A 24,734-nucleotide genomic window follows, 5' to 3' on the forward strand; every position below is an offset into this window, starting at 1 on the left:
TCAAGCGCCCAGTCATTCGGCCATCTGCAATTCTGGCAGCTTCACCCGAAACGCCTTGGTCAGCCCGAGCAGGCAGATGAACCCCACGCCCATCCAGCACAGGCCAATCGTGAAGGACATGCGCGACAGGCTGGTCCACAGCCAGATCGTGCTGAGGAACCCGAGAGCCGGAATGGCGCCGTACAGCAGGCAGTTGCGCATCCCTCGCAACCGCAGGTCCACCAGGTAGTGCTTGACCACCGCAAGGTTCACCGCCGAGAAGGCGAACAGGGCGCCGAAACTGATCATGTTGGCCACGGTATCCAGGGTGATGAACAGCGCCACCAGCGACAACAGGCTGACCAGCATGATTGCCGTTGCCGGCACGCGTTTCTTCGTTACCAGCTGGCCGAACACCCGCGGCAGCGCACCATCGCGCCCCATGGCGAACAGCACCCGCGAGACGCTGGCCTGGGACACCATCGCCGAAGCGAAACAGCCAGCCACATAGGTCGCTGTGAACGCCGTCACCAGCATTTCCCCGCCAACGCGGCGCATGACATCCACCGAGGCCGAGTCGGGGTCGGCGAAGCTGGCCCAGTCGGGGAAGACCATCTGTGCGAAGTACGACACCACCAGGAACAGCAGGCCGCCGATCACCGATACCGCCATGATCGCCTGGGGAATGCGCTGGGTCGGGTTGCTGGTTTCCTCGGCCATGGTCGACACCGCATCAAAGCCGAGGAACGACAGGCACAGCACGGCAGCCCCGGTCATGATCAGCGGCACGCTGAAACCTTCATGGTGGAACGGCGTCAGCAGCGAGATCGGCGCGGCTTGGCCGCCCAGGTGGCGCACCGACAGCGCGACGAACACCACGATGAACACCAGTTGTGCCACCACCAGGATCCAGTTGACCCGGGTGATCGACTCGATACCGATCAGGTTGAGGAAGGTCACCAGGGCAATTGAGCCGGCGACCCACACCCAGGCATGGATGGCCGGGAAGTATTCGGACATGTAGATGCCGATCAGCAGGTAGCTGAGCAACGGCAGGAAGATGTAGTCGAGCAGCAATGTCCAGCCGGCGATGAAGCCGAAGTGGCTGCCGAACGCCTTGCGCGTGTAGGTATAGACAGAGCCGGAGTAGGGATGGGCCTGGACCATGCGGCCGTAGCTGTAGGCGGTCAGCAGCATGGCGGCGAGGGTGAGGATGTAGGCGATGGGCAGGTGGCCCTTGGTCATCTGGGTGACCAGCCCGTAAGTAGTGAAGACGGCAAGCGGGACCATGTAGGCGAGGCCGAACAGCACCAGCGCGGTCATGCCCATGGACTTTCTGAAACGACCGGTAACGTGGTTGGGCGACGCAGGCTGGTGGGGATGGGGCTGGGCTGTATTTGTTGTTGTATGCATTGCTGACTCCTGAAATGGGATGCAGGAAGCTGCAGTAGGCGAGCGGGCTCGCTACTGGTGAGGGCGTTCGATCGGAGGCGTGGCTGGGGTGGGGCGGCTCGAATGCTCCCACACTCGGGGAGGCCTCGAAATCACCCTTTGGGGGGAGCATTGTGCGCCAGTCACGTAATCCCTGGCGCCCGCTGCTGGCGAGTATTTTCCTCTGCAAGAGGCAGCAAAAAGCTGGTTTCGCCAGCCCTGCAGCTGCGCCAAGAATGGCGGCCAGACCCATAACAATCGGACCGCAGGGACGGTCGTCAGGAGTGTGTATGTACGATCTCGGATACTGGCAACAGCGCGCGGCAGGCCTGAGCTTGCGAGACAAGGCCTTGATCGGCGCCCGCCAGGTCGGTGCAGCCAGCGGTGCGACGTTCGACGCCATAAACCCCGCGACCAACCAGGTGCTCGCCCGTGTCGCAGCGTGTGGCCAGGCCGAAGTGGACCTTGCCGTCAGCACGGCGCGCAAGGCGTTCGAGCAAGGGCCGTGGCCGCGCATGGCGCCCGCGCAGCGCAAGCAGGTGCTGCTGCGCCTGGCCGAGCTGATCATGGCCCACCGAGAAGAGCTGGCGCTGCTGGACTCGCTGAACATGGGCAAGCCGGTCATGGATGCCTACAACATCGACGTACCGGGTTCGGCCCACGTCTTCGCCTGGTATGGCGAGGCGCTCGACAAGCTCTACGACCAGGTTGCACCGACCGCCGCCAACGCCTTGGCCACCATCACCCGCGAAGCGCTGGGCGTGGTCGCGGCGGTGGTACCGTGGAACTTCCCGCTCGACATGGCCGCCTGGAAGCTCGCCCCGGCACTGGCGGCGGGTAACAGCGTGGTCCTCAAGCCCGCCGAGCAATCGCCGTTCTCGGCCTTGCGCCTGGCCGAGCTGGCACTGGAAGCGGGCCTGCCGGAGGGTGTGCTCAGCGTGGTCCCAGGCCTTGGCGAAACCGCAGGCCGCGCGCTGGGCCTGCACCCCGACGTGGATTGCCTGGTCTTCACCGGCTCCACCCAGGTGGGTAAATACTTCATGCAGTATTCGGCGCAGTCCAACCTCAAGCAGGTGTGGCTGGAGTGTGGCGGCAAGAGCCCGAACCTGGTGTTCGCCGATTGCCAGGACCTGGACCTGGCGGCCGAGAAAGCCGCCTTTGGCATTTTCTTCAACCAGGGCGAAGTGTGCTCGGCCAACTCGCGGCTGTATGTGCAGCGCTCGATCCATGACGAGTTCATCGAACGCCTGCAGGCCAAGGCCCGCCAATGGCTGCCAGGCAACCCGCTGGACCCGGCCAGCCGTGCTGGGGCCATCGTCGACGCCGAGCAGGCCACGCGCATTGCCCGGGCCATCGGCCAGGCCACGGAGCAGGGCGCGCGGCTGGTCTGTGGCGGGCAACGCCTGACGATCGGGGCATCCGACAACTTCATCGAGCCAACCATCTTCGCCGGCGTCGACAACCGCATGAGCCTCGCCCGGGATGAAGTGTTCGGCCCAGTGCTGGCGGTCAGCGCGTTCGACACCGAAGAACAGGCCATCCAGTTGGCCAATGACAGCATCTACGGCCTGGCGGCGTCGGTGTGGAGCGATGACCTGAACCGTGCGCACCGGGTTGCCCGTGCGCTCAAGGCGGGTACGGTGTCGGTCAATACGGTGGATGCGCTGGACGTGACCGTGCCGTTTGGCGGTGGCAAGCAATCCGGGTTTGGCCGCGACTTGTCGTTGCACGCGTTCGACAAGTACTCGCAGTTGAAGACCACCTGGTATCAGCTGCGCGGCTGATCTACAGATTGCCCAGGAGCATCCCGAGCTGGCGGTGCTCCCAGGTGCTCAGCCATTCCACCGGGTTGCTGCCAAAACCCTGGGTGGCGTCGAACACGTAGGCCCGGCCGCACGGGCTGAGGCAGCTGACGCAATAGGCCAGCGCGTTGTTGTCGTTGAACAGCGTGACGTGCCAACCGTCACTTTCCAGTGTCATCGGCCCACAGCCGATTTCCGCCCAGCGGGCGTTGCCCTGGCGCTGCATGTTGCGCACGCCCAGGGCGATTTCGCGCAGTAACTGGCTGACTTCGCGGTGGGTGAGGGGGCCTGGAGCGAGCATCATGTACCCGGTGTGGTGGATTGCTGCATCATACCAGCCTCAGCCCCTTGCCTACCCAGGAGACACCGATGATCAAGCCCGGCGAACAACTGCCCGACGTTACGCTCTACGCGTACAACAACAGCGAGGGCGCATGCCCGATCGGCCCGAATGCGTTTTCCGTGCGCGAGCGCTGCAAGCAGAAGAAAGTGGTGATTTTCGGTTTGCCTGGTGCGTTCACGCCCACCTGCTCCGAGCGTCATGTGCCTGGGTATGTGGCTGCAGCACAGGCGCTGTTCGCCGCTGGCGTTGACGAAATTTTCTGTGTTTCGGTCAACGATGCCTTTGTCATGAACGCCTGGGGCAACAGCCTGCAGGTGGGCGAGGCAGTCAGGATGATCGGCGATGGCAATGGCGAATTCAGCGAGGCGCTGGGCCTGATCCAGGACCTCTCGGCCCGGGGCCTGGGGCGGCGTTCGCAGCGCTATGCCATGTTGGTTGACGATGGTGTGGTCAAGCACATTGCGGTGGAGGCGCCTGGCAAGTTCGAGGTCAGCGACGCGGCAAGCATGCTGGCCGTGGTGCAGGCGTAACGTGAACAGAATCTGGGTGGAGTACATCTGTACTCCACCCAGTAGTTTTTACCATGAAGGCCTTTTGATATCACTGCTGACTCCCTAGAATGCTGGCCACCTTTCGAAAGAAGGGTGCCCTGCAATTTTCCAAGGAAGTCGAAATGCGATTTGCAAGTGTTATAGGCTTGGCTCTTGTCCTGAGCCTCGGAGGCTGCGCCAGTTTCACCCAGGACGAAGTGGCCCAGGTCGACCTGCCTTCGATGGCAGGCTATACCAACAAACCCAGCGTCTACGTGGATTTTGATTTCTATCAGGGTGACCCCGCTAGCGCCAACGAAATGCCGCAAGCCCGGGACATGCTCAAACCGGAACTCAAGCGCGCTTTCAACGAGTCAGGCTTGTTCGGCCGCGTCACCTTCGACGAATTCGAAAAGCAGCCAGGCGACTATAGCCTGCGCCTGAAAGTCTACAATCACGCGCCCAATGGCGGGCAACTCGCGCTGGCCTTCATCAGTGGCCTGACCTTCACCGTCATTCCTGCCCTGGCCACCGACAAGTACACCATGAGCCTGGAAACCCTGGATGAGCACGGGGCATCGATCGCCAAGAACCAGAATCACGACGCGATCAACACCTGGATGGGCATCTGGTTCCTGCCACTGGTAGGCAACACCCCGAAAGCGGCCGTCACAGATACCTTCAACCGCCAGGTCAATGCGCTGCTCAAGGACTGGGTGGACAACAACCGCTTGAAGTATTCGGCTGGCGAAACACGCATCCCTCGCGCTTGAGCCAGAACAGACAGAGCCGCAAGCGCGGCTCTGTTTTTTTGCTTACTTCAATGCCTGTACAAATTGCGGATCGCTGTACAGCGACTTGAGCAATGCCTGCAGCATGGGGTTGTAATTGTTGGCCGCTGTCGGGATCGCAATCGGCCCGAAGAAGCTGCTGTCCCAGTCACGCGTCACGTCCTTGGTCGACTCGTAAAGCACCTGGTCGCCCTGGCGCAGGGTGAAACGCGCTGCCAGCTCGCCATGCCCGTTGGCCACGCCGGAGTTGAGCTGGCTTTTCACCAGTTGTACCTGCAATTGTCGATCAGCCCGGGGATCGAGCAAGCCTGCATGGCGCAGCTCATCGTTGATGGCCGCCTGAATGTGCAGCGGAATGTTACCTGCTGGTGAAGAAATCGGGTTCAGGCGCACCATCAACGAACCTTGCCCGGCGTCGGCCTGCACTTGCGTTTCACGCACCGCTTGCAGCGGGGCGTTCTGCTTCAATTGCTGAACGTTCTGGTAGTTGGCTTCGTAACGGGCCATTGTCACACCGCAGCCTTGCAGCAACAGGACAAGTGGGGCGACCAGGTAAAGCTTGTTCACGGCGGATCCTTGCGTGTTATGAAAGTGCGTGATTATCGATGAGTGGCACTATGCCATCAAGCTCTTGGCGGTTATCTACGCAAGGTTGAACGCTCTGCTTAATTTTCCTGTGCCTCAGAGGGAGTCACCATGAGCGATCATGTGATGTCAGTTCGGGCAGTGGCTGGCGCAGCGTTCATAGCCGATGTGGGCCCGACCCGTTTCCTGCAAGTACCCTCCGGCCAGCCGCTCACGCCAGCCCAGGCCATATCAGCGGCGGCCTGGGCCTGCGGCATGCGCAGGCTCGCCGCCAACCTGGCGTTTTCGGCCTTCATTGCCCAGTGATCACGACGCAAGCAGTGTGTGCAGGCTGGCCAGAATGGCATTGGCATCGTAGGGCTTGCGTACCACCGCCACCTGCTGCAGATGCTGCGGAATGCTGACGCCCTCGCCATAGCCGGTGGCAAACAGGAACGGAATGCCTCGGCGCACCAGTTCATCGGCCACGCAGATCGATGTACCAGGGCCCAGGTTGATATCCAGTATCGCGGCATCCGGTGTCCGGTTGGCCAGCAGCCTCATGGCTTCATGCTCGGAGCCAGCGGTGATGACATTGGTGATCTGGGCGTCATTGAGTATCTGTTCCAGCCCCACGGCAATGACCAATTGGTCCTCGAGAATCAATACACAGGCATCCGCGCGCGCGGCAAGCACATTGCCCGGTTGCGCCAACGACGCGGCGGGGTGTTGCGCTTCAGGCGCCGGGACCACCGAGAGGTGCCGGGCGGGGATTCTGAAAAAGCCCTGAAGCCCCTCAGGCCGGTATTCGACGCGGCTGGTGCCGCCCAGGTCGAACGGTATGCTGCGATCGATCAGCACCGTGCCGAAGCCACTGCGGCTTGGCGGGCGAACCGTTGGCCCGTCGCTCTCGCGCCAGGTGATGTCGCAGGCATTGCCCGCGTCCAGCGCCCAGCTGACGCAGAGCCGGCCGCCAGCCCTCGACAGCGCGCCGTACTTGGCCGCGTTGGTCGCCAATTCGTGCAACACCAAAGCCATCACCGAGTAGGCGCGTGCGTCGAGGATCACATTGGGCCCGGCCAGCTCGATGGCCTCGGCCGACGTGCGATAGGGTGACAGTTCAGCCTCAAGCAACGTGGCCAGGCGCCCGCCGCCGTCACCGCGCACGACCTGGTCGTGGGCCAGGGACAGCGCGTGGATGCGGCCTTTGAGCGTCGCCACGTAGTCCTTGAGCGTCTGGCTCTCGGACGTCGGGTGGGCAACCAGGGCACCGATCAATGAAAGGATATTCTTGACCCGGTGATTGAGCTCTTCATTGAGAATGCGCTGGCGCACTTCAGCCTTCGAGCGTTCGTTGGCCAGCAGTTCGCTGTTGTGCAAGGCCACCTCGACGATGGCCGTGCGAATGGCTTCGCCGAACTGCCGGTCCTGTTCGCTCCAGGGCAATGACTGCTGGTGCACGGTCTCTTTCCAGATCGCGAAGCTCTTGCGCGGTGTCAACCGGTCGCCCAGCGCGCCACTTTCGTAGGTCTTGTTCGGGTCGCCGGCCCAGTCCAGCGTCTCGACCACTTCCTTGCGGAACAGCATGAGGTAGTCCCTTGGCTGCTGCGACATGGGGATGATCAGTACGCCGGAGACTTCCGTGTAGTAGTCCTGGGCCGCAGGGAGCGCCATGGAAAGCCGGTTGGACGCCCAGGTCCTGCCTTCGGTGACCCCCTGCGCAAGCCCCAGCAAGTCTGCAATGGCAGCCTTGGGCGGCGTAAGGCCGGTCGACGTCCAGCGCCCCTGCATCGACATGCCGATGCCGTCGCACGGGATCAGCGACTGGAATTGGCCCAGGCGCGAATGGAAGAACGCTTCGATGTCGTGGGCATGGTTGGCGTCCCGCAGCAGCGAGTCCAGCGCCTTGTGGACATTGACGGCCGCTTCGAGGTTCTGCCGGGTACGCAGGGTTTCGATGTGCAGCGAGAAGAATTCGCCGAACATCTCCGCCGCCACCCGTTGCCCCATGGCCAGGGTGCGCGGTGCGTAATGGTGGCACGCGATCAACCCCCAGAGCGCGCCATTGACGATGACCGAGATCGACATCGAAGCACCTACACCCATGTTGGTGAGGTATTCGCAATGGATCGGCGAGACGCTGCGCAAGTGGGCGTAGGAGAGGTCCAGAGGTTCGCCAGACGGGTCCAGTACCGGGTCGATGGCGACAGTCTTGAACTGGGTGTCTGAGATGATCCGGATTGGGTTGCGCAGGTACAGGGCGCGCGCCTGCTGGGGTATGTCGGACGCCGGGAAGTACTGGCCGAGGAAGCTCTCCAGGTCGCCTCGCTTGGCTTCGGCTACGACTTTGCCGGCGCCGTCAGCCCCCAGCTGGTAGATCATCACGCGGTCATAAGCGAGCACTGCACGCACGAAACGGGCCGCGTCGCGGAACAGTTTGTGGGTCTGGTCCACTTCGCGCAGCTGGGCGATCAGCGTGCGGGCCAGCTCGATGGGTTCGGCAATGCTGGCGCCGGCGGGCTCGAACTCGATGATTGCGGTGCCCTTGAACAGGTGGGCCGAGACATCGAACGCCTGGCCTGAAGGCAGCTGCACGCTGAACATCTGCGAGGGCCGCGAGCCTTCGCGGGTGCGGGCCAACGAGTTGCGCAGGGTGTGTGCCACTTCATCACCCAGCACGGCGTTCAGCTTCTGGCCATTGATTGTGCCTGCCACGCCAAGCATCTGTGGCAGATTCAGCGAATGGCGCAGCACGACAGTCGCTGATGCATCGCAGGCCAGCAAGCAGCCGTGGGGTTGGATACTGCCTGGAATCTGGATCGGCTCGCGATCACAGTTGGTCAGGTTTACCTGGGGGTCGAAGGTCATTGGGCCCGCACCTGAAAATGGAGAGAAATACCTGACTTACAGTAGAGCATCAACCCGCAGAAACGGGGACGAGCCACCATGCTAGCCCGACACTGGCAATTGCCACTGGGGGTTCGACAGCCGTTCGACGAAAAAGTCAGCCAGCGCCTGGACCTTGCGCGGCCGTGTGCGTGCGGACGGCGTCACGAAGTACAACCCACCTTGCGTCATCCGCCATTCCGGTAGCAGCCGGGCAAGGCGCCCGTCGGCCAGGTACTCGGCAGCGATGAATTCCGGCAGTTCGGCAATCGCCATGCCCGCCAGCAAGGGTGCGATCAGGGCATCCGAGTTGGTCACCCGCAGCGGCCCGCGGGGCGTCACGTCGTGTTCGCTGCCGTCGCCATGGCTGAAGCGCCATACCTGGCTGCGGGCGCGATAGGCGTAACTCAGGCAGGCGTGGCCAGCCAACTCCCGCGGGTGCATGGGCTGGCCGTGGCGGGCAAGGTAGGACGGCGCGGCCACCAGGTACTGGCTGACCGAACAGATACGCCGCGCCACCAGCGAGGAATCGGGCAGGGCAGCGATGCGCAAGGCAGCATCGAAACCATCGGCGACCAGGTCGACGGTCGAGTCGGACAAATGCAGGTCGAGTTCCAACCCGGGGTATTGCGCCAGCAGTTCGGGCAGCAGCGGCGCGACCCAACGCAAACCGAAGGCCATCGGCACCGCCAGGCGCACCAGGCCGCGCGGCTGCACCGACAGCTCCTGGGCCTCGCTTTCCATTTCCTCGGCCTGGCGATACAGGGCGCTGGCTTGCTCGACCATGCGCTGGCCAAATTCTGTCAGCGAGAGCTGGCGCGAGGTGCGGTTGAACAGGCGCGCGCCCAGGCGCTCTTCAAGGCGCGCCACCGCCCGCGACACCGTGGGCACCGACACGCCCATGGCCCGTGAAGCGGCGGCGTAAGAGCCTTCTTCGGCCACTTTGGCGAACATCGCCAGGCCTTCGAAATCCGGAATTCTTGGCATTTCATTTCTGCAATGATGGCTTTCTAATGATTCTATTTTGAAATGGTTCGCCGGTCGATACGCTTCTCCCCACAGCCACTCACCACCTCAACGGGAGAAACACCATGAGCAACAAACTGCAAGGCAAGATCGCACTGGTCACCGGCGGCACCACCGGTATTGGCCTGGCCACGGCAAAACGGTTTGCCGAGGAGGGTGCCCATGTCTACATCACCGGGCGCCGCCAGGCGGAGCTGGACAAGGCGGTAGCGCTGGTGGGCAATGCCACCGGTGTTGCGGTCGACTCAACCCGGCTGGAGCAACTGGATGCGCTCTATGCCCGCATCGCCCAGGAAAAGGGGCGTCTGGATGTGCTGTTTGCCAACGCTGGCGGCGGCTCCATGCTGCCACTGGGCGAGATTACCGAGGCCCACTACGACGATACCTTCGACCGTAACGTCAAAGGCGTGCTGTTCACCGTGCAAAAGGCGCTGCCACTGCTGGCGCGCAATGCATCGGTCATTCTCACCGGCTCCACGGCCGGTAGCTCAGGCACGGCGGCATTCAGCGTGTATTCGGCGTCCAAGGCTGCCGTGCGGGCCTTCGCCCGTAGCTGGATTCTGGACTTGAAGGATCGCGCAGTCAGGGTCAATACCCTCAGCCCTGGCGCCACCCGTACACCCGGGCTGGTCGACCTCGCCGGGCCGGATGCCGCGCAACAGCAGGGCCTGCTGGATTACCTGGCCGCTCAGGTGCCGCTGGGGCGGGTAGGGGAGCCGGTGGAGATCGCCAACGCGGCAGTGTTCCTCGCCAGCGACGATGCCAGCTTCATCAACGGTGCCGAGCTGTTCGTGGACGGTGGCCAGGCGCAGATCTGAGCATCATGAAGCCAGGTTGCAGGCAGGAGTACAAATGTACTCCTATCTGTAACCCGCCTTTGAGCTGACAAGCGAGACCGTGGCCATCTTTAGGTGCATCATGGTCGTTTAGCCATCCAGAGCAGCTGCCAAGCAGTATTGAACATGAATCGTCCGCTATTTGTTGCGCTAGATGGCCCGAAGGGCACAGGCAAGACCACGCTGCTGGAAGCCGTTACCCAAGCCTTGAGGGCAGACAGCCGGAAAGTGATCCGCCTTTGCGAGAAGAAGAGCGACCCCTTCAGGGGGGAAACCATGGCGCTGGTCAACCAGCTCGTGAGAAACCCCTGTCGGGAGCTGGAGTTGAAGGTTTGTGCGCGCCTGGCCGATAGCCGTGCGTGGATTTCCCAGAACGTGCTGCCCAGGCAACCTGCCGACAGCATCATCCTGATCGACCGCTGGTACCCCTCCGATGCCGCGTTCCGCCGCACGGTCCCGTTTGCCGAGATTCTGCGGATGAACCGCGAGCGTGGTGTGCAAGTGCCGGACCTGCATGTCGGGGTTGTCACATCACCCGATACGTCTTGGGCGAGGGCGGCGGCACGCACACGCGGGCTGGGCAGTACGGTGATGTACAAGCTGGATGAACAGGTCGCCTGTACCGAAGCGTTCGAGCGGGCGGTTGCGGAGCACGGCTGGGTGCTGTGCCGCAATGAAGGCACGATTGCCGAAGCGACCCGCCAGGTGGTTGCCGAAATCCAGCGAGTGCTTCAGCTTTTGCGCCCTTGAGCTGCCTGGCCCTGATTTTAGGATTTTTTCCTTAGGGTGTGCTCAACGCAGGCGAAGCGATTGACCGAGAGCAGATGTTCCAGGCCTACACCCTCAATTGCGCCCAAGCCATGCGCCTGGACCAACAGGTGGGTTCGCTCAAGGTCGGCGCATTGCCCTGCATGTTTTTTCGCTTGGCAGCCAGGGTACGAGAAAGCCGGCGTGGCTAGAAATGCGACCTGCCTGTTGCGCCCTGATACCTATGTCGCGCTGGCTGACCCTGAAGGGGATACAGCCAATTTGAGCCGGTATTTCAAGGCGCACGGCGTCATCCTGCCCGCTTGAAGCGTCGGGTACAGCGGCTGCCTGTACCTTGGAACAGGAATTGCTGTGAACCTGCAAACTCTACACAGCGGGTAATACGGCAATGCTCCATCAAGACCACTGCTTGGTGTTCCTGGTCGCCGTAGCCGTGCTGGTCTTGGATGCGGTAGCCATCTTCTTGGATCTGCAAGAACGGCCATGGCGCCCATGTTCGGGTTTGCGGCACCCTATATCGGGTTTTTTCACATGGCGGGGTGCTTGGCCTGGCGGAAGCGGTGGGACCGGTGGGACTGCAGGGATGCAGAGCCAGTCAGTGCTCATCGGCGTGCATGCCGGCCGGGTGCTGGGTCGCGCAGGCGAACCATCAGCGGTATGCAGTTGTGACGCAACGATCTTCCCGGCCTGGCCGACGATGCATCTGCGGCGCCTAGGGAAGGCTCGCGAAGCCGCGAGCCTCTTTTTATCTAGAGGATAGGTTTACCGCCAGTGACTGCGTAACGTGAGCCACTGATATAGCTTGCCTCATCGGAGCCCAGCAGCACGTAGATCGGCGCGACTTCGACGGGCTGCCCGGGACGCCCCATGGGGTAACCAGAACCGAAGTTCTTCACGGCTTCATCGGGCATGGTGGACGGGATCAGTGGCGTCCAAATAGGGCCAGGTGCAACGCTGTTGACCCGAATGCCTTTCTTGCCCAGCAGCTGGGCCAGGCCTGCGGTGAAGTTGGCAATGGCGCCTTTGGTGGCGGCATACGCCAACAGGCTGGGTGATGGGTCGTCTGAGTTGACCGAGCTGGTATTAATGATCGAACCGCCTTTGGGCATTGCTGGCAAGGCGCGCTGGCAAATGCGGAAAATGGCGGTGATGTTGGTATCGAATGTCTTCACCCATTCATCATCGTCAATCTCGTCCAGTCCATCATGAGCCATCTGGAACGCGGCGTTGTTGACCAGAATATCGATTCGACCGAACTGCGCCACGGTCTTGTCGACGATGTCGTAGCAGTGCTGTTTCTGCGCCAGATCGCCCGGTAGCAGAAGGCATTGCCGGCCTGCAGCTTTGACCCACCGCGCAGTTTCCTGCGCATCTTCATGCTCATCCAGGTAGGAAATGGCAACGTCAGCGCCTTCGCGAGCATAGGCGATTGCTACCGCACGCCCGATGCCGCTATCGGCGCCGGTGATCAAGGCGATTTTGCCTTTCAGTCGGTTGTTGCCGGTGTAGCTCTGCTCTCCGCAGTCCGGGCAGGGCTCCATCTTGCGTTGTGATCCGGGAACACTTTGCGGTTGGGAGGGAAAAGGAGGGGTTGGGTAGTCGCTCATCGGGAAGACTCCTGCAGTTGAGTGCGCGTGTTAGCGTTCGAACGGAACTTGAGTCCGGCGTTGAGATGAGTTCAGGGTTTGAACGACAGGCGGTCGCGCCTTCCATTTCCATTGAATTATTGGGAATTGGTCAGCTCTACCGCTGACCCTGTGTCGCGCTTTCAGTGCGAGGCACCACCATTAACCGGAGGGTCAAGTGCCTCGAATCATCACCCCCAGCACGCCTGAACATGAGATCGATCAGCAGAATGCGAAGATGTTCGGTACCCCAAAAGAGCGCCTGGATTTCTATCGGCGCGAAATTCAGTACGAGACAACCATCCTGGCCAATCGTACAGATGCCTATCTCGCTGCCCAGTCGTTCCTGGTCATCGCTTTCGTTTCTTCGATGGGCAACCTCAATCAGAGCTGGGGCGAGATGTTTACCGTGATGGTACCGGCGTTTCTCGCACTGCTCGGCGTGTTGAGTTCGCTGAACGCCTGGCCAGGCATCCGCGCCGCCTTCCGGATCATCGAACACTGGCAACTGAAGCAAAGCCATTTGCTGCGTAGTGAGCCCATGATGGGGTTGGCGTATGACGAATCGCCGTTGTTCTGCGAAGCGGAAACCTCGCGGGCGGGACACCGCAAATCGCTGCTGTTCTCCCTACGCACGCCTTGGATTTTTCTCGGCTTCTGGGTCTTGCTGGGCACCTATTCGGTTTATATCCAGCTGGCGTAACCCGAGCCCTCCAGGCGCCTTGAGGCAGGACCGGAGGGCAGGGCGCAGGAAGCTTTACTCAACTCGTCAGTGCCTTGATCAACTGTTGGTTGAAGGCCGGAATATCGTCCGGCTGGCGGCTGGAGATCAGGTTGCCGTCCACCACAACTTGCTCATCCACCCAGTCGCCCCCCGCATTGCGAATGTCGTCTTGCAATGTCTTGTAGCTTGTCATCCGCTTGCCTTTGGCTAAGCCACTGGACACCAGCAGCCAGCCTCCGTGGCAGATGACGGCCAGCGGCTTGCCAGCCGCGTCGTGGCTCTTTACCAGGTTTTGGGCACCGGGTATCAAGCGGATCGTGTCAGCGTTCTGCACGCCGCCTGGCAGCACCAGAGCATCATACAGATCGAGTTGGGCACTTTCGAAGGTTGCATCAACGGCAAATTCGTCGGCTGGCTTGTCGTGATTCCAGCCACGCACCTTACCCTCCTTGTCAGCGAGGATGTCGATCTCGGCACCCGCTTTCTGCAAAGCCTCACGAGGCCCGGTGAGCTCGATCTGCTCAAAACCATCGGTCACCAGGAAGGCCACGCGTTTGCCACTCAGTTGTGCATTCATCATTGAATCTCCATTTTCGATAAGCCTGAAAGGGAAGGCATTTGGCCAGGCGCGAAGTTCAAAGGCGACGCCTCAACGCCGTCGACGTTGGGCATGAGAGATGAGAAGTCCCGCGAGCAAACCGATGACCGCCGCACTCAGCAACAGCGGTATCTTGTCTTTTGGGGTGAGGCCGATGCCCTCCATGCTTGCTGGCCTACCTGTTGGCGTGAACAGATGCTCGGAGCAATCCAGCGCGCCGGAACTGCGGTTCAATGGTGTATCCGGATTGGATGGATCGACGAACTCAACGTCCTCAGTCGTGGCGTGGACGTCCAATGGGTTCAGCTTCAGTGCTGTGCCGTCCATCAAGGTCAGTGTCAGATTTTCAATGTCTCCCGCTGCGCGACCTGGAAAAATCGGTTCGCCTGCAGCATCGAGGTTGTCGTAAATGAAGCGCTTGCCCTCCAGCCACCCAACGGCTGTGAGTGGCTCGGGGCCGAGGTAGTATTTTCCATCGAGGAAAAAGCCTGGAAACTGGTGAGCGCGTTCGACGTTCCCAACGGAGTAACGCTCACCCGCCTTCATGCCTGTTGTTGGATCGATCATGACTACGACCTCCTTATGCGGGTATAGCCATGGAGGTCGCCGAGACAGCACGTGTTCCTGAGGGATGACCAATGGACGTCAGTTCACTCCGTTGGGGGTGTGGTCGGTGGTTGCGGCGGCAGAGTTATCAATTAGTTGATCAATGAAGCGAGATTGGTGATTTGCGAGGGTTTGGGAAGAAATACTGTCCGAGCAGACAGCAAGCCGGTGTCGATCACCATGTCGGCCGAAGTCAGAATCACGGGCAGGGCAGGCCACCTCCGCCAGATCTCGTGCGCCAGGCCTAAGCCGTCCATGCTTCAGGCATATGAATATCTGTCATCACCCAACTCGTGAGTTCTTGATTGCAAAGGCGGTGCAACGCCTCGTCAGCATTTGCGCAGGACATTACGATGACGGCGTAAAGTGACGTGAGACGCTCGGCGGTAAGGTCTCTTAGGAGGTCGTCGTCTTCCACGATCAGGATAGTCTTTGGCATGTAGAGTCTGCTCGCTTCTCATGTGCGTTAGGGCTCCGGGTCTCTCTAGGGCGTTGCTTCTAAGCGATGAGTGGTGCGCTAGGCGCCGTCATGGATTAGCGGCTATGGTAGGAAAGCGGTGAGCGAATCGCCTTTACGCCCTGAAAGGATTTTGGGCGTTTCCCGTTAATCCGGAAGGGAAGACTATGCATCAGCTACCAGTGGACGAAACAATCCGAGCGGCCTTGAAGAAGACTCATGCGCGCTTGCACCGCCAACATGAGCTTGTGGTCGAGTTTGGCGTAATGTCCCTGAAGGCTGTGGACTTGGATCTATTGCTGACCCATGCATGTGCAGTAGTCGCAGAGGGGATGAGCACTCGCTTTTCCAAGGTGCTCCAGCCAGCAGAGGAGGGTGAAGGTTTTGTTCTGACCCACGGGGTTGGCTGGGATGCATCTGATATCGGGCGGGCTACCGTCGGCGCAGATGTGGCTAGTCCAGCTGGCTACGCATTGGCTACTTACAGGCCTGTACTCTCGAATCATTTGGGTATGGAAAACCGCTTCCGTACGCCGGAGCTGCTGAAAAAATATGGAATCGAGCGGGCTATCAATGTCCCGATCCGGGGCGTGCTGAGCCCGTTTGGTGTACTCGAAGCCGACAGCAGCAACGGAGACGATTTTGTAGAGAGCGATCTGGTTTTTCTGGAAGGTATCTCGAACGTTATCTCCATGGCTGTCGAAAGAATATCGGCGGGCGTAGATGTCCCACTTCCCGATCCTTATTCCGAGACCATTCTGAACGCCAGTCCTGACTGGGTAGATATCCTGGCCCCGAGCGGCGAGATTGAGTTCATGAATGAAGCCGGGCTGACGTTCATGAATACCCAACTGGCCAGCGTTAAAGGTCAGCTATGGTATGACCTTTGGCCCGAAGCATCGCGATCACTCGTTTGCGAGGCGGTAGCCAAAGTCAGTGCCGGGGAAACATTCAGGTTTGAAGCGAATTGCCCCATCGCGCCTGATGAACCGAAATGGTGGGATGTGACGGTTGCTCCGATCCTGGGCACAGACGGCCAGGTCGAGCGGGTCATTGCTGTATCAAGGGATATCACTGAGAGGCACCAGTACGAAGCTCAACTGCTCTCACTCATTGAGGCGCAGGACAGCAGGCAAAGTCGAAGCGACCTCTATCTCGAAGAAATCCATCATCGAGTCAAAAATAGCCTTCACTTGGTAAACACCCTGTTACTACTTCAAGCCAACCTCACGCCCGACGCGGCTGTGAAAATGCAGCTTGAAACCGCCGCAGGACGAGTGGTGACCATTGCCAGCGTTCACGAGCGGCTGTATCAGTCTGCCGAAGACCAAGAGGTTCGCGCCCGCGATTACCTGGAGGCTCTGCTGGGTGATCTGGGCAAGGCGTTGGCCGACCGAAAAATTCTGTTGGAGGCTGACGACTTCGTCTTGCCACAAGAAAGAATGGCGCCTTTGGGATTAGTGATCTCCGAGTTGATCACCAACGCCCTCAAGTACGGCAAGGGTTGCATCGATGTAATCGTCAAATATGCCGGCGACCATGCCCAGCTTACCGTCAGGGATGAAGGTGAAGGTTTCCCAGATAATTATCCTAAGCCGACGGGAACAGGTCTTGGTATGCGCTTGGTCAAAAGCTATTCCGGCTACGGCAGCGCGGCAGTGGTGGTTGATCGCCAAGATAGCAAAAGCTGTATCCATGTTCGCTTTAAGCTCTAGATGCGTGAGGGGCGCCGCATGCCCCAATAGCAGCGTCAGCAAGACTGCGAACGCTACGCGCTGATTTCTGAGCTAGGAGAGGTCTAGGAAACCAGGGGCGATTCAATCTTTTACCAACAAGAAAATGTTGAGCTGGCTCAAATGCTCGGTTTTGATCTGAGTCAGGCAATCCGTTGGATTCCGAAACCCGGGAGGTGAAATGGGCATCTGGGCACGAGGAGAAACCCTAGGGTTCACTGGTCACATTAGTGGTCGCGAGGACATTCCACTCAAAACGCGATTGGTGCAGATTCTTGATTGTGACTGTTATCCATAAATGATAAAAACGTATATTCAAGAAAATCAGGTCGTTAGCAGAAGTGAAACCCATAAAGGATAAATAATTAGCAAAATCTTAGGGATTTATCCTTTTTGAGCTGCAGAAGATGCGCATTGTAACGTCATATATCGTAAGGTTATAAAAAGCATCTGAAAAACATTTTTTTGTCATTTTTCGTGTATCCGTTACACGGTTTTAGAAAATAATAAAAATTGGCATGCAATCATATTTCTTAAGAAAATCATCAGCTTATGAGAGATAATTCCTTTGATTTTTGGCTGGTTTGCCAATGGTGGTTTTGCGGTGCTTTTTTCTTTGCTATATGGAGATTTTTTCACACGGAAAATCTAAGGTCATGCATATCGAGATTGAAGAAGGGATGCATGTTGTAGCTCGCGGAAAAGCTGCATTAATTGTGGGGCCGGTTGATGCAGATTCAGTTGAGGTACTTCTGCTTTCTACTCGACAAAAGATCACTGTTGGACTGAATGAGATAGAGTTTATCACGGTGCCCAAGAGATCTACTGGCGGCCCCGAACTTCTTTATTTGACTAGATTGGAATCTGAATCAAATGACCAGGAAATTCAGCTGGCATTGAGGCGCTACGAGGTATTGTCGAGATTGCACCGTAAGGAAATTTCTGTGGCTCAAGCAGCAGAGGAAATAGGTGTTACTCGATCGCATGTTTATAAGTTGCGTGCCAAGCATGATGAAAGTATGGGGTATTGCACGCAGTTGGTTCAGCGAAGAGGTAATAAGAAAAACTCACGACATTTAGATCCTGCTCTCGAAAAAGAAATAGAGGCGGTGCTCGAGACATTTCGTGAACGTGCAGGAGTTACATTTGCAGAGGTGTGGCGTGCTGTCCAAAAAGCTTGCATGTCACTTAACCTAAAATGTCCTGTACGCCGAACGATTCGAAATCGTATGAAAAGTAGTTTTACTCGCAAAGAAGTCACCCGTTTGAAATATGGGCGGGAGGTGGCTGCACAGATGCATGACTCTCGACCAGGAAAGTACAAGGCTACCAAACCCTTAGAGTGGGTGCAGACTGACCACACGCTCGTTGACTACGAGGTCCTCACGGACGACCGTAGTGACATTATTGGTCGCCCTTGGCTGACTCTGTTTATTGATGTCTATACGAGGGTGATACTAGGCTACTATCTTAGCCTTCATCCACCTAGCACTTTGTCGGTTGCTTGTGCCTTAGCTCATGCGGTGATGCCAAAGGAAGACTTTTTACGTAGATTGAACTTATCAGGCTTCAAGTATCCGATGTATGGCCCCCCGTCCATGGTCTATATGGATAATGCGAAAGAGTACAGGAGTCATAAGTATCTCTCTTCTTTAGATCGTGCGCATATCGGCTACGACCACCGTCCGCTTGGGAAGAAGCACTTTGGTGGTCATGTCGAAAGGCTGATAGGTACGATGATGAATAAGGTTCATTTGTTGAGCGGCAGCACAATGTCAAATACAGTTATTAGGAAAAGACTGGCTAGAGATAGGAAACCCACCCAAACGTTCACGGAGTTTGCTAGGTGGTTTGCGTTAGAGGTAATGGAATATCATTCAACCGTGCACAGCGAAATTAAAAAGACACCTTTGCAAGCATGGCAGGATTACTATGGTCCGCATGGTGTAGTGCCTTTTCCTCCGCAAATAACAGATGCGCACCAGTTTCGCTTGAACTTCATGCCTCAAGAATATAGAAACATTCGGCCCGGTGGCATTGAATTCAAGACTCGTTTTTATTGGGATCCTGTGCTCGACCCCTTCATTGGAGAGAAAAAGGTTCTGATGAAATACGACCCTTTTTCACTTAAGCAAATCTGGGTCCAGTTAGATGGGCAATTCATTGCGATTCCTTTTGCCGACATGACGTTGCCTGATATTACTCTGGAAGAGCATAGAGCGAAAGTTCTCTCTAGTCACTCACTGGAGCCAGGATCTTTTGGTGATGCTCAAGCAGCAGAAGCACACAGTGAAGCAGGCAGGATAGAAAGTACAAGCATAAAGAAGACGCGCGCCGCCAAAAAACAACTAGCTGCGAAAGTTGAGTATCAGAAAGAGTTCTCGTCTGCGGTGGTTGTCAAAAAAGAGAAGAAAGTTGCTCCCGATTATTCTTTGCCGCCAAAGCCTTTCAAGGGGGGTGTGTAAGATGGGTTATGATCATGTGCGCCCTGACCGGGAGGCGTTGCTCGACTTGGATGTTGAAAGTAGAATTAAACTGATGCTCGGTGATATTTGGGTGGATATAGCGCCAAGTGAAAGCGTATTCAAAGTTATGAACAATATGGCGAATGTTCCTAAGAGAATCACAGCGCCCGCGCTTTTGGTGACGGGCCTAGGGGGAACTGGAAAGAGTGCAATAGTCAAAGAGATTCCAAATCGAGTAACTCGGAGCGAAGGACTTCTAACGATAAGCATGGCCTCTGATCCAGACTTAATGAAAAGAAAAGAGTTTAGGACTGAGATTTACCAAAAACTGGAGCTTCCCTGTCCGCCAATTCACCGCAAGTCCTCTGTAGCCGACTTAGTTACTAGAGAGCTGTCAGAGATCTTAAAGCTTAGGAAAATATGGGGCTTAGTGATTGATGAGATTCACGACATGCTATTGTGCGGAAAGGTGGAACAGAGGATTAATAGCTCAATGCTGAAGGCTTTTCTTGGGGAGTCATATGGAATTAGCCTATTCGCGTTTGGTACTCCTAAAGCTAACAGCTTTATATCCGCCATAACCGAAACGCAGCGTCGTTTTTCGGTAATCGAATTAGAGGACTGGAAAGAAGATGAAAGCTTCAGGACGTTTTTACTGGGAGTCGAGGAATTGCTTCCTCTTAAAAGGTCATCACGACTGTACGACCAAGACAAAGTTTTTGCCATTTTGGCTGCCACTTCAGGGCGAATGGATAACGTGATGAATTTGATCAGGTCTGCAGGATGCTACGCGCTCAGAGATGGAACCGAAGCTATTAGTCTCGAGCATCTTGCAAAAGCATCTGCCAGTCCTTGGGGTTTTTGATGAGTACCGTTGCAGGTATGCCCCATATACTGCATGATGAAACGATATCTTCTTGGCTGTATAGATCTACGCTTAGGTCTCGATACAATAATCAGTATTTGGCTGGTCAGTCATTTATGATCCCGCCACCAGTTTCCTGGGGCGGCCCGCTGGTCGAGAGTAGTGACTGGGACTTTGATCCAAACACAGATTTTTTAAAAACGGCCATGGAGAATTTATCAATTGATGTTAATTATGCCGCTGCATTATTTTTCAACCCCCACGGGCGTGTTGTGGACTGGGCTCGACGCTGGTGGTTCTGTGCCCAGTGCTTGCGTGCAGACATTGCTAGGGGGCAAGCCCCAGGCTGGCGTAAGCATTGGTGCTATAGAGATTCGATCGTTTGTTCGACCCACGGGGCGGATCTGCAAAGGTTACAGGCCCAACCTCAACTGAGTCGTGGATGGGACGCCTTTATTCAATGTCTGCAGGACAGATTGATTGATCCAGCCTGGCAGAGCCAAAACTTTCAGCGCTTCCGCGTCAGTGTTGTGAACAGATTGGCAAGATGGAAGTTGAAGCAAAGAAAAGTCACCCTTAATATATTCGACAACTTATATAGTGTTATGCTGCTTGCGCCTGTGTATAACGGCAATCAGGGCATGGCGTATGAATTATTTGGCGAGCCTGGCCCTTTGGTCCGCCTTGCGATGCCTAATTATCTTGCTGGCATCAAATACGGTGCAGAATTTGCGAGTATGAAGGCAAGATTTGCGAGTCTTTTGCTTGCTGGATACTTAATGGGAATTGTAGGTGGCCGAGATCTAGAATTTGTCGCAGCCAAGGATGAGAGATTTGAGACTTGGAGGAGCTATAATTTGGATATAGTGAACTCTATGCGATTTGGGTGTGCAAGTCAATTGGACGTCAAGTTACTTGAATCGCTTCTCTTTGGGCGTGAGGGGCTCCAGTGCGATATTCTTAATCGTGCGCTTCGTACTTATTTTTTTAAGCTTAGAATGCAGTAGGACTTTTCACGCTCATGCTGGGCTATAGCCGTGCCGTAAAGTATGTGTATCGTGCGCTGCTAGTTTTGACTTGGTTTGGCAAATGTTGCCCAGTGAATATCTTTGTTCACTCATGACGCTTTTTCATGGATTATTTATAGAAAACTAATTGGTGCGCAGGGCGAGGCGTTCCACATGTGTGAGCGTGGCACCAACCAGTATGCTTTGGGGCTGTGCTCACAAGCCTCTGCTTAGGTCCATTCTCCGGGTTATTTCTTGAAAACTACGTGAGAAGTGTTCCAAGGTTTTCTTAGTCAGCACCATGTATTGAGATGGGTGGGCCTTCCGCTGCCCGAAGTCAGATTAGGATGAGGCAGAGTGGGATTTCAATAGCGATCTTGATTTCTTATATGGAATGGGGCAAGTGCTAGGTAGCCTACCGCACTGTCAGACTGGGCTTGCAGAGTGCCAGATTGGTAAGGCCAAGGCCCTGTTTTTTTGCTAGAATTACCCAAGCTTGGATGATTTTCTTCAGTAGGCAAAGAAAATCTTCAGTTCTGAAGTTTTTCTACAATTTTTCTTCAGTCACGTTTAACTCGCGTGACGCATTCAAGGTGTTTTCGTGATCTTGACAATGTTCGCTAGCTTCAACGCTTGTACAGTAGGTGGCCGATGAGCGATCAAATAGCCCCCCTGAGTTCCGATTCGACGAGGTTCGTTTTCCGCTCCTGCTATGCCACAGTGCTCAGAAGGGTGGACGCCCGATACGACGTTCGGGGTTACCTATTGGCTCAGATGGTAAAGCTCTGCCTTCAGAATCGAGGCAGGCTGCCTCGTGTTAGCCGCGACTTTTACACGCAGTACGCTCAAGCCGAGGCGATTGCATTCTTGGAAATATGTGCCACCAACTTGCTGTTAGGTCCGGCAGGTCGCTTTTCGCTGCAGGAATATCATTACCAGGCAGATGCGCACGCGGACCTGGGCTAGGCTCTGTACGAAATCCCAAGAAACTGAATCGAAGCCCCTCGGGGGCTGAAATTCTGTAGGGTTCTCCGCCATCTACGGAAAGGAATTCTGTGATGGCAAAGCGGTACGAACTCTCGGACGAGGCCTGGGATGTGGTCTCCGATCTCTTCATCGAAACCCATGGCCGGGGGCGACCGCGTCTGAGCGACCGCCTGATGCTCGATGGCGTGCTCTGGGTGCTCTGCTCGGGTGCTGCTTGGCGAGATATGCCGGATCGATTTGGCCCGTGGTCAACGGTGTATCAACGATTTCGGGGCTGGCGAAATCAGGGGACATTCGATCAGATGCTCAAACGCTTGCACCTGAGGCTGAATGAGCAAGGCTTGATCGATCTGCAAACCTGGATGATCGACTCAACTGCAGTACGTGCAACCCGAGCCTCATCTGGCGCCGGGAAAAAAGGGGGCCTGACGAGCCTGCCGATCACGCTCTAGGTCGCAGTCGCGGCGGCCTGACAACCAAAATCCACATGCTCTGCGACGCCAACGGGACACCGTTGCGCTTTCTTCTCTCTAGCGGTCAAGCCAGTGACATTAGCTACGCCCAGCCTCTGTTGGACGAAGTCAGCATTCCATCAAGCCAACGTGGCCGCCCGCGCAAACGCTGTAAATGGCTGCTTGCCGACAAGGGCTATGACGCCGAAGCGCTACGCCGCTATTGCGACCAGTATCGAATGCAGCCCGTCATCCCTCTGCGCTCGATGAAGCGCAAGCCTAAACCAGGATTACCCAGACTCTTTGATCGGCCCAAGTACCGACAATGCAACATCATCGAGCGCATGTTTGGCTGGCTGAAAGAGAACCGCCGGATCGTAACGCGCTTCGACAAACTCGCGAAAAGCTACGCCGCCATGGTCTCACTGGCTTGCTCCATGCGGTGTTTGAGACATCTCTTTTCGTACAGAGCCTAACCCTTAGCCCGTTCAGCAGCATTAGATGCTCACGTATAAACGTCGTACTCAAGACGGTAGAGGAAGGCCCATACCTGCTCATACCTTTCTTGATGCCAAAGCAGGGTGCATGGGGTGTGGTTGCCAAGACCTATTGCAGGATTGATCATCCAGCGCTGCGCCAGTTCTACTTTTCCGAGCACTTCGATAGCTTTTCGAAAAATTTCTCCGTGCCTTGTTAAAAACGCTCCATGTGCAGAGGTCCAACAGCTCGTTGAGGGCTGTTCGCTAAGTCCGTGGATCGTGAAACTGTTCATTGGCAGGGGTCCGAAATTGGCAGTCGAGAGACTCTATTAACACTATGACATTAGGAGGGGGGGCACGCCACCGATCCTGTAGCCACGGGCAGCGGACCGCTATGTGAAGAACCCCTGATTTTATCGAGTTGCGATGGGTGTCGGCTAAGCCAGTCGGTCATCAGGGTATCGGCTCAGTGCCTCATAGCTGGTGTTTAGGTTGTGTGGTGCCCGGTGTCTTTGCCTTATGATGCTCAAGATCACGACCAGTGCAGGTGAGGCTCCCCAGCGCGAGCGCGATCCACGGGCGCCGCCGCAGGTCCGGCCTGTTCTGGCTAGGGTTGATCCTCCGCAGGCAGGGTGGCGGCCGGTGCGGGATCGACTGGCGGCTCAATCGAAAACAATTGGCTCGCGCGACTTCCCAGCAGCGAACCGGCCTGAAAGTAGCCCATCACCGTGCTGACACTGCGGTGCTCGGTCATCGCCATACCTCGCCAAGCGGCACGCCCTGGCGTCCGGCCTCTGTGACGAAGCCCAAGCGAAGGCTGTGCGCCGCCCAGTCGCCGTCGAGGCCGGCCAGTGCCGCGCGACGTTTGACGATACGCGCGACCTGGTCAACGGACAGCCCAGCAGCCGCGACGCGGCCCCCTTTGTACCAGCGGCGAAACAGCGGGCCCTCGCAGGTCGGTGCTACAGCGAGCCAGGCGTTCGACGCCTGGGCCGCCGGTCCTTCCAGCGGCTTTCCCGCCGCACGCCGCTGCTGCCGGTTTTGCATACAGCCAGGTGTCGGCGTCCAGACGTCGCAGGTCTCCGATCTGCAAAGCCACGATTTCCGAGCGGCGCCGGCCACCGCCGCCCCAGGCCAGCAACAGCAGGGCGCGATCGCGCGTGCCACGGACGCCGTCAGTGCAGGTGGCGAGCATCGCCTGCAGCGGCTCCAACACCACCGCGGTTTTCTTCCGCACGGATACGCCTTGGCGCGCCTGGGCCTTACGTGCCTCGCGAAGAGGCGTCTTCACCGCAGGAACCTCACTTGGGTTATCCCAGCGTCGCAGTCGATGCCATTTAGCCAAAACTGCCAAGCGATGGCTAACTGTGCTAAACGACAGTGGCCCTTGGTTGCCCTTGATATTAGCCGCCACCAGCGCGGCGTCGACGGCCGGCGGCAGCAGATGTGTCCAGCCGCCACTGTTATCGGGCCTGGCCAGGTGGTCGACAATAAACTGCACGGCAACCTCGGGTGGCAGCGCGCCGTCGCCGAGCGATCGACGATAACGCAACCGCAGCCACGCGGACCAAGAGGTGAGGGCGCTCTGGTAACTGCGCGCGGTATTGGCTGCGGTGCCGGTCGTAATGAACGCCTCGGCCGCGGCGCGGGTGCTGTCGTCCAACTCCGCCAGCACCAACGGCTTGGCGGAGGGCAGCTGCACCGGCTCTGTCAATTTCGTCTCGCTCAACGCTGCAATAGGTTCGGATAACCTGTGGCTTATCAGACCTAATATAGCGAA

At 57.5% G+C, this 24,734-nt stretch carries 23 protein-coding genes and 1 pseudogene; 12 read left to right on the forward strand and 12 right to left on the reverse strand.

The window, feature by feature from the left end; genetic code table 11:
* Nucleotides 1–12 precede the first annotated feature (12 nt).
* A complete protein-coding gene (locus H040_RS09940) occupies nucleotides 13–1,392 on the reverse strand; it encodes an APC family permease (protein WP_027917318.1) in 1,380 nt (459 codons plus the stop codon).
* Nucleotides 1,393–1,700: 308 nt separating this feature from the next.
* On the opposite strand from H040_RS09940, the gene H040_RS09945 reads away from it, so the two are divergent.
* Nucleotides 1,701–3,194: an aldehyde dehydrogenase gene (locus tag H040_RS09945; RefSeq protein WP_027917319.1), complete on the forward strand. Its 1,494-nt coding sequence runs from the start codon at nucleotides 1,701–1,703 to the stop codon at nucleotides 3,192–3,194.
* A gap of 1 nt (nucleotide 3,195) precedes the next feature.
* Here the strand turns inward: H040_RS09945 and H040_RS09950 are convergent, their stop codons facing one another.
* A complete protein-coding gene (locus H040_RS09950; protein ID WP_027917320.1) occupies nucleotides 3,196–3,513 on the reverse strand; it encodes a DUF7693 family protein in 318 nt (105 codons plus the stop codon).
* Nucleotides 3,514–3,581: 68 nt separating this feature from the next.
* Here H040_RS09950 and H040_RS09955 point away from each other — a divergent pair, with 68 nt between their 5' ends.
* On the forward strand, nucleotides 3,582–4,085 hold the full coding sequence (locus H040_RS09955) for a peroxiredoxin (RefSeq protein ID WP_027917321.1): 504 nt from the start codon (nucleotides 3,582–3,584) through the stop codon (nucleotides 4,083–4,085).
* Between the two features lie 143 nt (nucleotides 4,086–4,228).
* A complete protein-coding gene (locus tag H040_RS09960) occupies nucleotides 4,229–4,858 on the forward strand; it encodes a hypothetical protein (protein WP_027917322.1) in 630 nt (209 codons plus the stop codon).
* Between the two features lie 42 nt (nucleotides 4,859–4,900).
* Here the strand turns inward: H040_RS09960 and H040_RS09965 are convergent, their stop codons facing one another.
* Nucleotides 4,901–5,443: a hypothetical protein gene (locus H040_RS09965; protein WP_027917323.1), complete on the reverse strand. Its 543-nt coding sequence runs from the start codon at nucleotides 5,441–5,443 to the stop codon at nucleotides 4,901–4,903.
* Nucleotides 5,444–5,572: 129 nt separating this feature from the next.
* Here H040_RS09965 and H040_RS09970 point away from each other — a divergent pair, with 129 nt between their 5' ends.
* Nucleotides 5,573–5,767, forward strand: coding sequence for a hypothetical protein (locus tag H040_RS09970; RefSeq protein WP_027917324.1), 195 nt, complete (start codon nucleotides 5,573–5,575; stop codon nucleotides 5,765–5,767).
* Here H040_RS09970 and H040_RS09975 read toward each other — a convergent pair whose 3' ends face one another.
* On the reverse strand, nucleotides 5,768–8,308 hold the full coding sequence (locus tag H040_RS09975; protein ID WP_027917325.1) for an HWE histidine kinase domain-containing protein: 2,541 nt from the start codon (nucleotides 8,306–8,308) through the stop codon (nucleotides 5,768–5,770). It abuts the gene before it with no gap.
* 81 nt (nucleotides 8,309–8,389) lie between these two features.
* Entirely contained in the window at nucleotides 8,390–9,313 is a 924-nt protein-coding gene (locus H040_RS09980) for a LysR family transcriptional regulator (RefSeq protein WP_027917326.1), read from the reverse strand.
* A 104-nt stretch (nucleotides 9,314–9,417) separates the two neighbouring features.
* Here H040_RS09980 and H040_RS09985 point away from each other — a divergent pair, with 104 nt between their 5' ends.
* Complete coding sequence (locus H040_RS09985) at nucleotides 9,418–10,170, forward strand: SDR family NAD(P)-dependent oxidoreductase (RefSeq protein WP_027917327.1); 753 nt, start codon at nucleotides 9,418–9,420, stop codon at nucleotides 10,168–10,170.
* Nucleotides 10,171–10,314: 144 nt separating this feature from the next.
* Nucleotides 10,315–10,938 carry a dTMP kinase gene (locus H040_RS09990; RefSeq protein WP_027917328.1) on the forward strand — a complete coding sequence of 208 codons (624 nt, stop codon included), beginning with the start codon at nucleotides 10,315–10,317 and terminating at the stop codon, nucleotides 10,936–10,938.
* Nucleotides 10,939–11,705: 767 nt separating this feature from the next.
* Here the strand turns inward: H040_RS09990 and H040_RS09995 are convergent.
* Complete coding sequence (locus H040_RS09995; RefSeq protein ID WP_027917329.1) at nucleotides 11,706–12,563, reverse strand: glucose 1-dehydrogenase; 858 nt, start codon at nucleotides 12,561–12,563, stop codon at nucleotides 11,706–11,708.
* 196 nt (nucleotides 12,564–12,759) lie between these two features.
* Between H040_RS09995 and H040_RS10000 the strand changes: the two genes are divergently transcribed.
* Complete coding sequence (locus H040_RS10000; protein WP_027917330.1) at nucleotides 12,760–13,284, forward strand: hypothetical protein; 525 nt, start codon at nucleotides 12,760–12,762, stop codon at nucleotides 13,282–13,284.
* Nucleotides 13,285–13,342: 58 nt separating this feature from the next.
* Here the strand turns inward: H040_RS10000 and H040_RS10005 are convergent, their stop codons facing one another.
* The 3 genes and pseudogenes from H040_RS10005 to H040_RS28080 all read right to left on the reverse strand — a co-directional run bounded on the left by H040_RS10005 (nucleotide 13,343) and on the right by H040_RS28080 (nucleotide 14,948).
* Nucleotides 13,343–13,882 (reverse strand): type 1 glutamine amidotransferase domain-containing protein, encoded by a 540-nt coding sequence (locus tag H040_RS10005; protein WP_027917331.1) that lies wholly within the window; start codon nucleotides 13,880–13,882, stop codon nucleotides 13,343–13,345.
* A gap of 321 nt (nucleotides 13,883–14,203) precedes the next feature.
* Nucleotides 14,204–14,470: pseudogene (locus H040_RS27700) on the reverse strand (SDR family oxidoreductase); the annotation flags it as partial.
* A 283-nt stretch (nucleotides 14,471–14,753) separates the two neighbouring features.
* Complete coding sequence (locus H040_RS28080; RefSeq protein WP_177326671.1) at nucleotides 14,754–14,948, reverse strand: response regulator; 195 nt, start codon at nucleotides 14,946–14,948, stop codon at nucleotides 14,754–14,756.
* Between the two features lie 185 nt (nucleotides 14,949–15,133).
* Between H040_RS28080 and H040_RS10020 the strand changes: the two genes are divergently transcribed.
* The 5 genes from H040_RS10020 (at nucleotide 15,134) to H040_RS10045 (ending at nucleotide 22,951) form a co-directional block, all read left to right on the forward strand.
* Nucleotides 15,134–16,681: a sensor histidine kinase gene (locus tag H040_RS10020; RefSeq protein ID WP_027917333.1), complete on the forward strand. Its 1,548-nt coding sequence runs from the start codon at nucleotides 15,134–15,136 to the stop codon at nucleotides 16,679–16,681.
* 674 nt (nucleotides 16,682–17,355) lie between these two features.
* Nucleotides 17,356–19,164: a Mu transposase C-terminal domain-containing protein gene (locus H040_RS10025; RefSeq protein ID WP_158541495.1), complete on the forward strand. Its 1,809-nt coding sequence runs from the start codon at nucleotides 17,356–17,358 to the stop codon at nucleotides 19,162–19,164.
* 1 nt (nucleotide 19,165) lies between these two features.
* Nucleotides 19,166–20,029 carry a TniB family NTP-binding protein gene (locus H040_RS10030; RefSeq protein ID WP_027609184.1) on the forward strand — a complete coding sequence of 288 codons (864 nt, stop codon included), beginning with the start codon at nucleotides 19,166–19,168 and terminating at the stop codon, nucleotides 20,027–20,029.
* Complete coding sequence (locus H040_RS27260) at nucleotides 20,029–21,036, forward strand: hypothetical protein (RefSeq protein ID WP_141099599.1); 1,008 nt, start codon at nucleotides 20,029–20,031, stop codon at nucleotides 21,034–21,036. Before H040_RS10030 ends, H040_RS27260 begins: the two co-directional genes overlap by 1 nt.
* 1,058 nt (nucleotides 21,037–22,094) lie before the next feature.
* Nucleotides 22,095–22,951, forward strand: a protein-coding gene (locus tag H040_RS10045) for an IS5 family transposase (RefSeq protein ID WP_088537540.1) whose coding sequence is annotated in 2 segments (ribosomal slippage) — nucleotides 22,095–22,436 and nucleotides 22,439–22,951 — 855 coding nt in all. Because the reading frame shifts where the segments join, the coding sequence is not laid out codon by codon here.
* Between the two features lie 29 nt (nucleotides 22,952–22,980).
* Here H040_RS10045 and H040_RS10050 read toward each other — a convergent pair.
* From H040_RS10050 to H040_RS10055, 3 genes are all read right to left on the reverse strand, one after another.
* On the reverse strand, nucleotides 22,981–23,247 hold the full coding sequence (locus tag H040_RS10050) for an antitoxin Xre/MbcA/ParS toxin-binding domain-containing protein (RefSeq protein WP_081717255.1): 267 nt from the start codon (nucleotides 23,245–23,247) through the stop codon (nucleotides 22,981–22,983).
* 314 nt (nucleotides 23,248–23,561) lie between these two features.
* Nucleotides 23,562–23,708 carry a hypothetical protein gene (locus tag H040_RS28085; RefSeq protein ID WP_371105086.1) on the reverse strand — a complete coding sequence of 49 codons (147 nt, stop codon included), beginning with the start codon at nucleotides 23,706–23,708 and terminating at the stop codon, nucleotides 23,562–23,564.
* Between the two features lie 132 nt (nucleotides 23,709–23,840).
* The gene (locus H040_RS10055; RefSeq protein WP_371260232.1) at nucleotides 23,841–24,656 is read right to left on the reverse strand and encodes an integrase; all 816 of its coding nucleotides are present in this window, start codon (nucleotides 24,654–24,656) and stop codon (nucleotides 23,841–23,843) included.
* Nucleotides 24,657–24,734: the final 78 nt, after the last annotated feature.

The organism is Pseudomonas sp. URMO17WK12:I7 (genome assembly GCF_003269045.1).
Classification (GTDB): Bacteria; Pseudomonadota; Gammaproteobacteria; order Pseudomonadales; family Pseudomonadaceae; genus Aquipseudomonas; species Aquipseudomonas putida_J.

Excerpts from the sequence above, each read along its gene's own strand:
- H040_RS09940 (WP_027917318.1), bottom strand. The coding sequence starts at position 1,392 with ATGCATACAACAACAAATACAGCCCAGCCCCATCCCCACCAGCCTGCG.
- H040_RS09945 (WP_027917319.1), top strand. The coding sequence starts at position 1,701 with ATGTACGATCTCGGATACTGGCAACAGCGCGCGGCAGGCCTGAGCTTG.
- H040_RS09950 (WP_027917320.1), bottom strand. The coding sequence starts at position 3,513 with ATGCTCGCTCCAGGCCCCCTCACCCACCGCGAAGTCAGCCAGTTACTG.
- H040_RS09955 (WP_027917321.1), top strand. The coding sequence starts at position 3,582 with ATGATCAAGCCCGGCGAACAACTGCCCGACGTTACGCTCTACGCGTAC.
- H040_RS09960 (WP_027917322.1), top strand. The coding sequence starts at position 4,229 with ATGCGATTTGCAAGTGTTATAGGCTTGGCTCTTGTCCTGAGCCTCGGA.
- H040_RS09970 (WP_027917324.1), top strand. The coding sequence starts at position 5,573 with ATGAGCGATCATGTGATGTCAGTTCGGGCAGTGGCTGGCGCAGCGTTC.
- H040_RS09975 (WP_027917325.1), bottom strand. The coding sequence starts at position 8,308 with ATGACCTTCGACCCCCAGGTAAACCTGACCAACTGTGATCGCGAGCCG.
- H040_RS09980 (WP_027917326.1), bottom strand. The coding sequence starts at position 9,313 with ATGCCAAGAATTCCGGATTTCGAAGGCCTGGCGATGTTCGCCAAAGTG.
- H040_RS09985 (WP_027917327.1), top strand. The coding sequence starts at position 9,418 with ATGAGCAACAAACTGCAAGGCAAGATCGCACTGGTCACCGGCGGCACC.
- H040_RS09990 (WP_027917328.1), top strand. The coding sequence starts at position 10,315 with ATGAATCGTCCGCTATTTGTTGCGCTAGATGGCCCGAAGGGCACAGGC.
- H040_RS09995 (WP_027917329.1), bottom strand. The coding sequence starts at position 12,563 with ATGAGCGACTACCCAACCCCTCCTTTTCCCTCCCAACCGCAAAGTGTT.
- H040_RS10005 (WP_027917331.1), bottom strand. The coding sequence starts at position 13,882 with ATGAATGCACAACTGAGTGGCAAACGCGTGGCCTTCCTGGTGACCGAT.
- H040_RS28080 (WP_177326671.1), bottom strand. The coding sequence starts at position 14,948 with ATGCCAAAGACTATCCTGATCGTGGAAGACGACGACCTCCTAAGAGAC.
- H040_RS10020 (WP_027917333.1), top strand. The coding sequence starts at position 15,134 with ATGCATCAGCTACCAGTGGACGAAACAATCCGAGCGGCCTTGAAGAAG.
- H040_RS10025 (WP_158541495.1), top strand. The coding sequence starts at position 17,356 with ATGCATATCGAGATTGAAGAAGGGATGCATGTTGTAGCTCGCGGAAAA.
- H040_RS10030 (WP_027609184.1), top strand. The coding sequence starts at position 19,166 with ATGGGTTATGATCATGTGCGCCCTGACCGGGAGGCGTTGCTCGACTTG.
- H040_RS27260 (WP_141099599.1), top strand. The coding sequence starts at position 20,029 with ATGAGTACCGTTGCAGGTATGCCCCATATACTGCATGATGAAACGATA.
- H040_RS10050 (WP_081717255.1), bottom strand. The coding sequence starts at position 23,247 with ATGAACAGTTTCACGATCCACGGACTTAGCGAACAGCCCTCAACGAGC.
- H040_RS28085 (WP_371105086.1), bottom strand. The coding sequence starts at position 23,708 with ATGACCGAGCACCGCAGTGTCAGCACGGTGATGGGCTACTTTCAGGCC.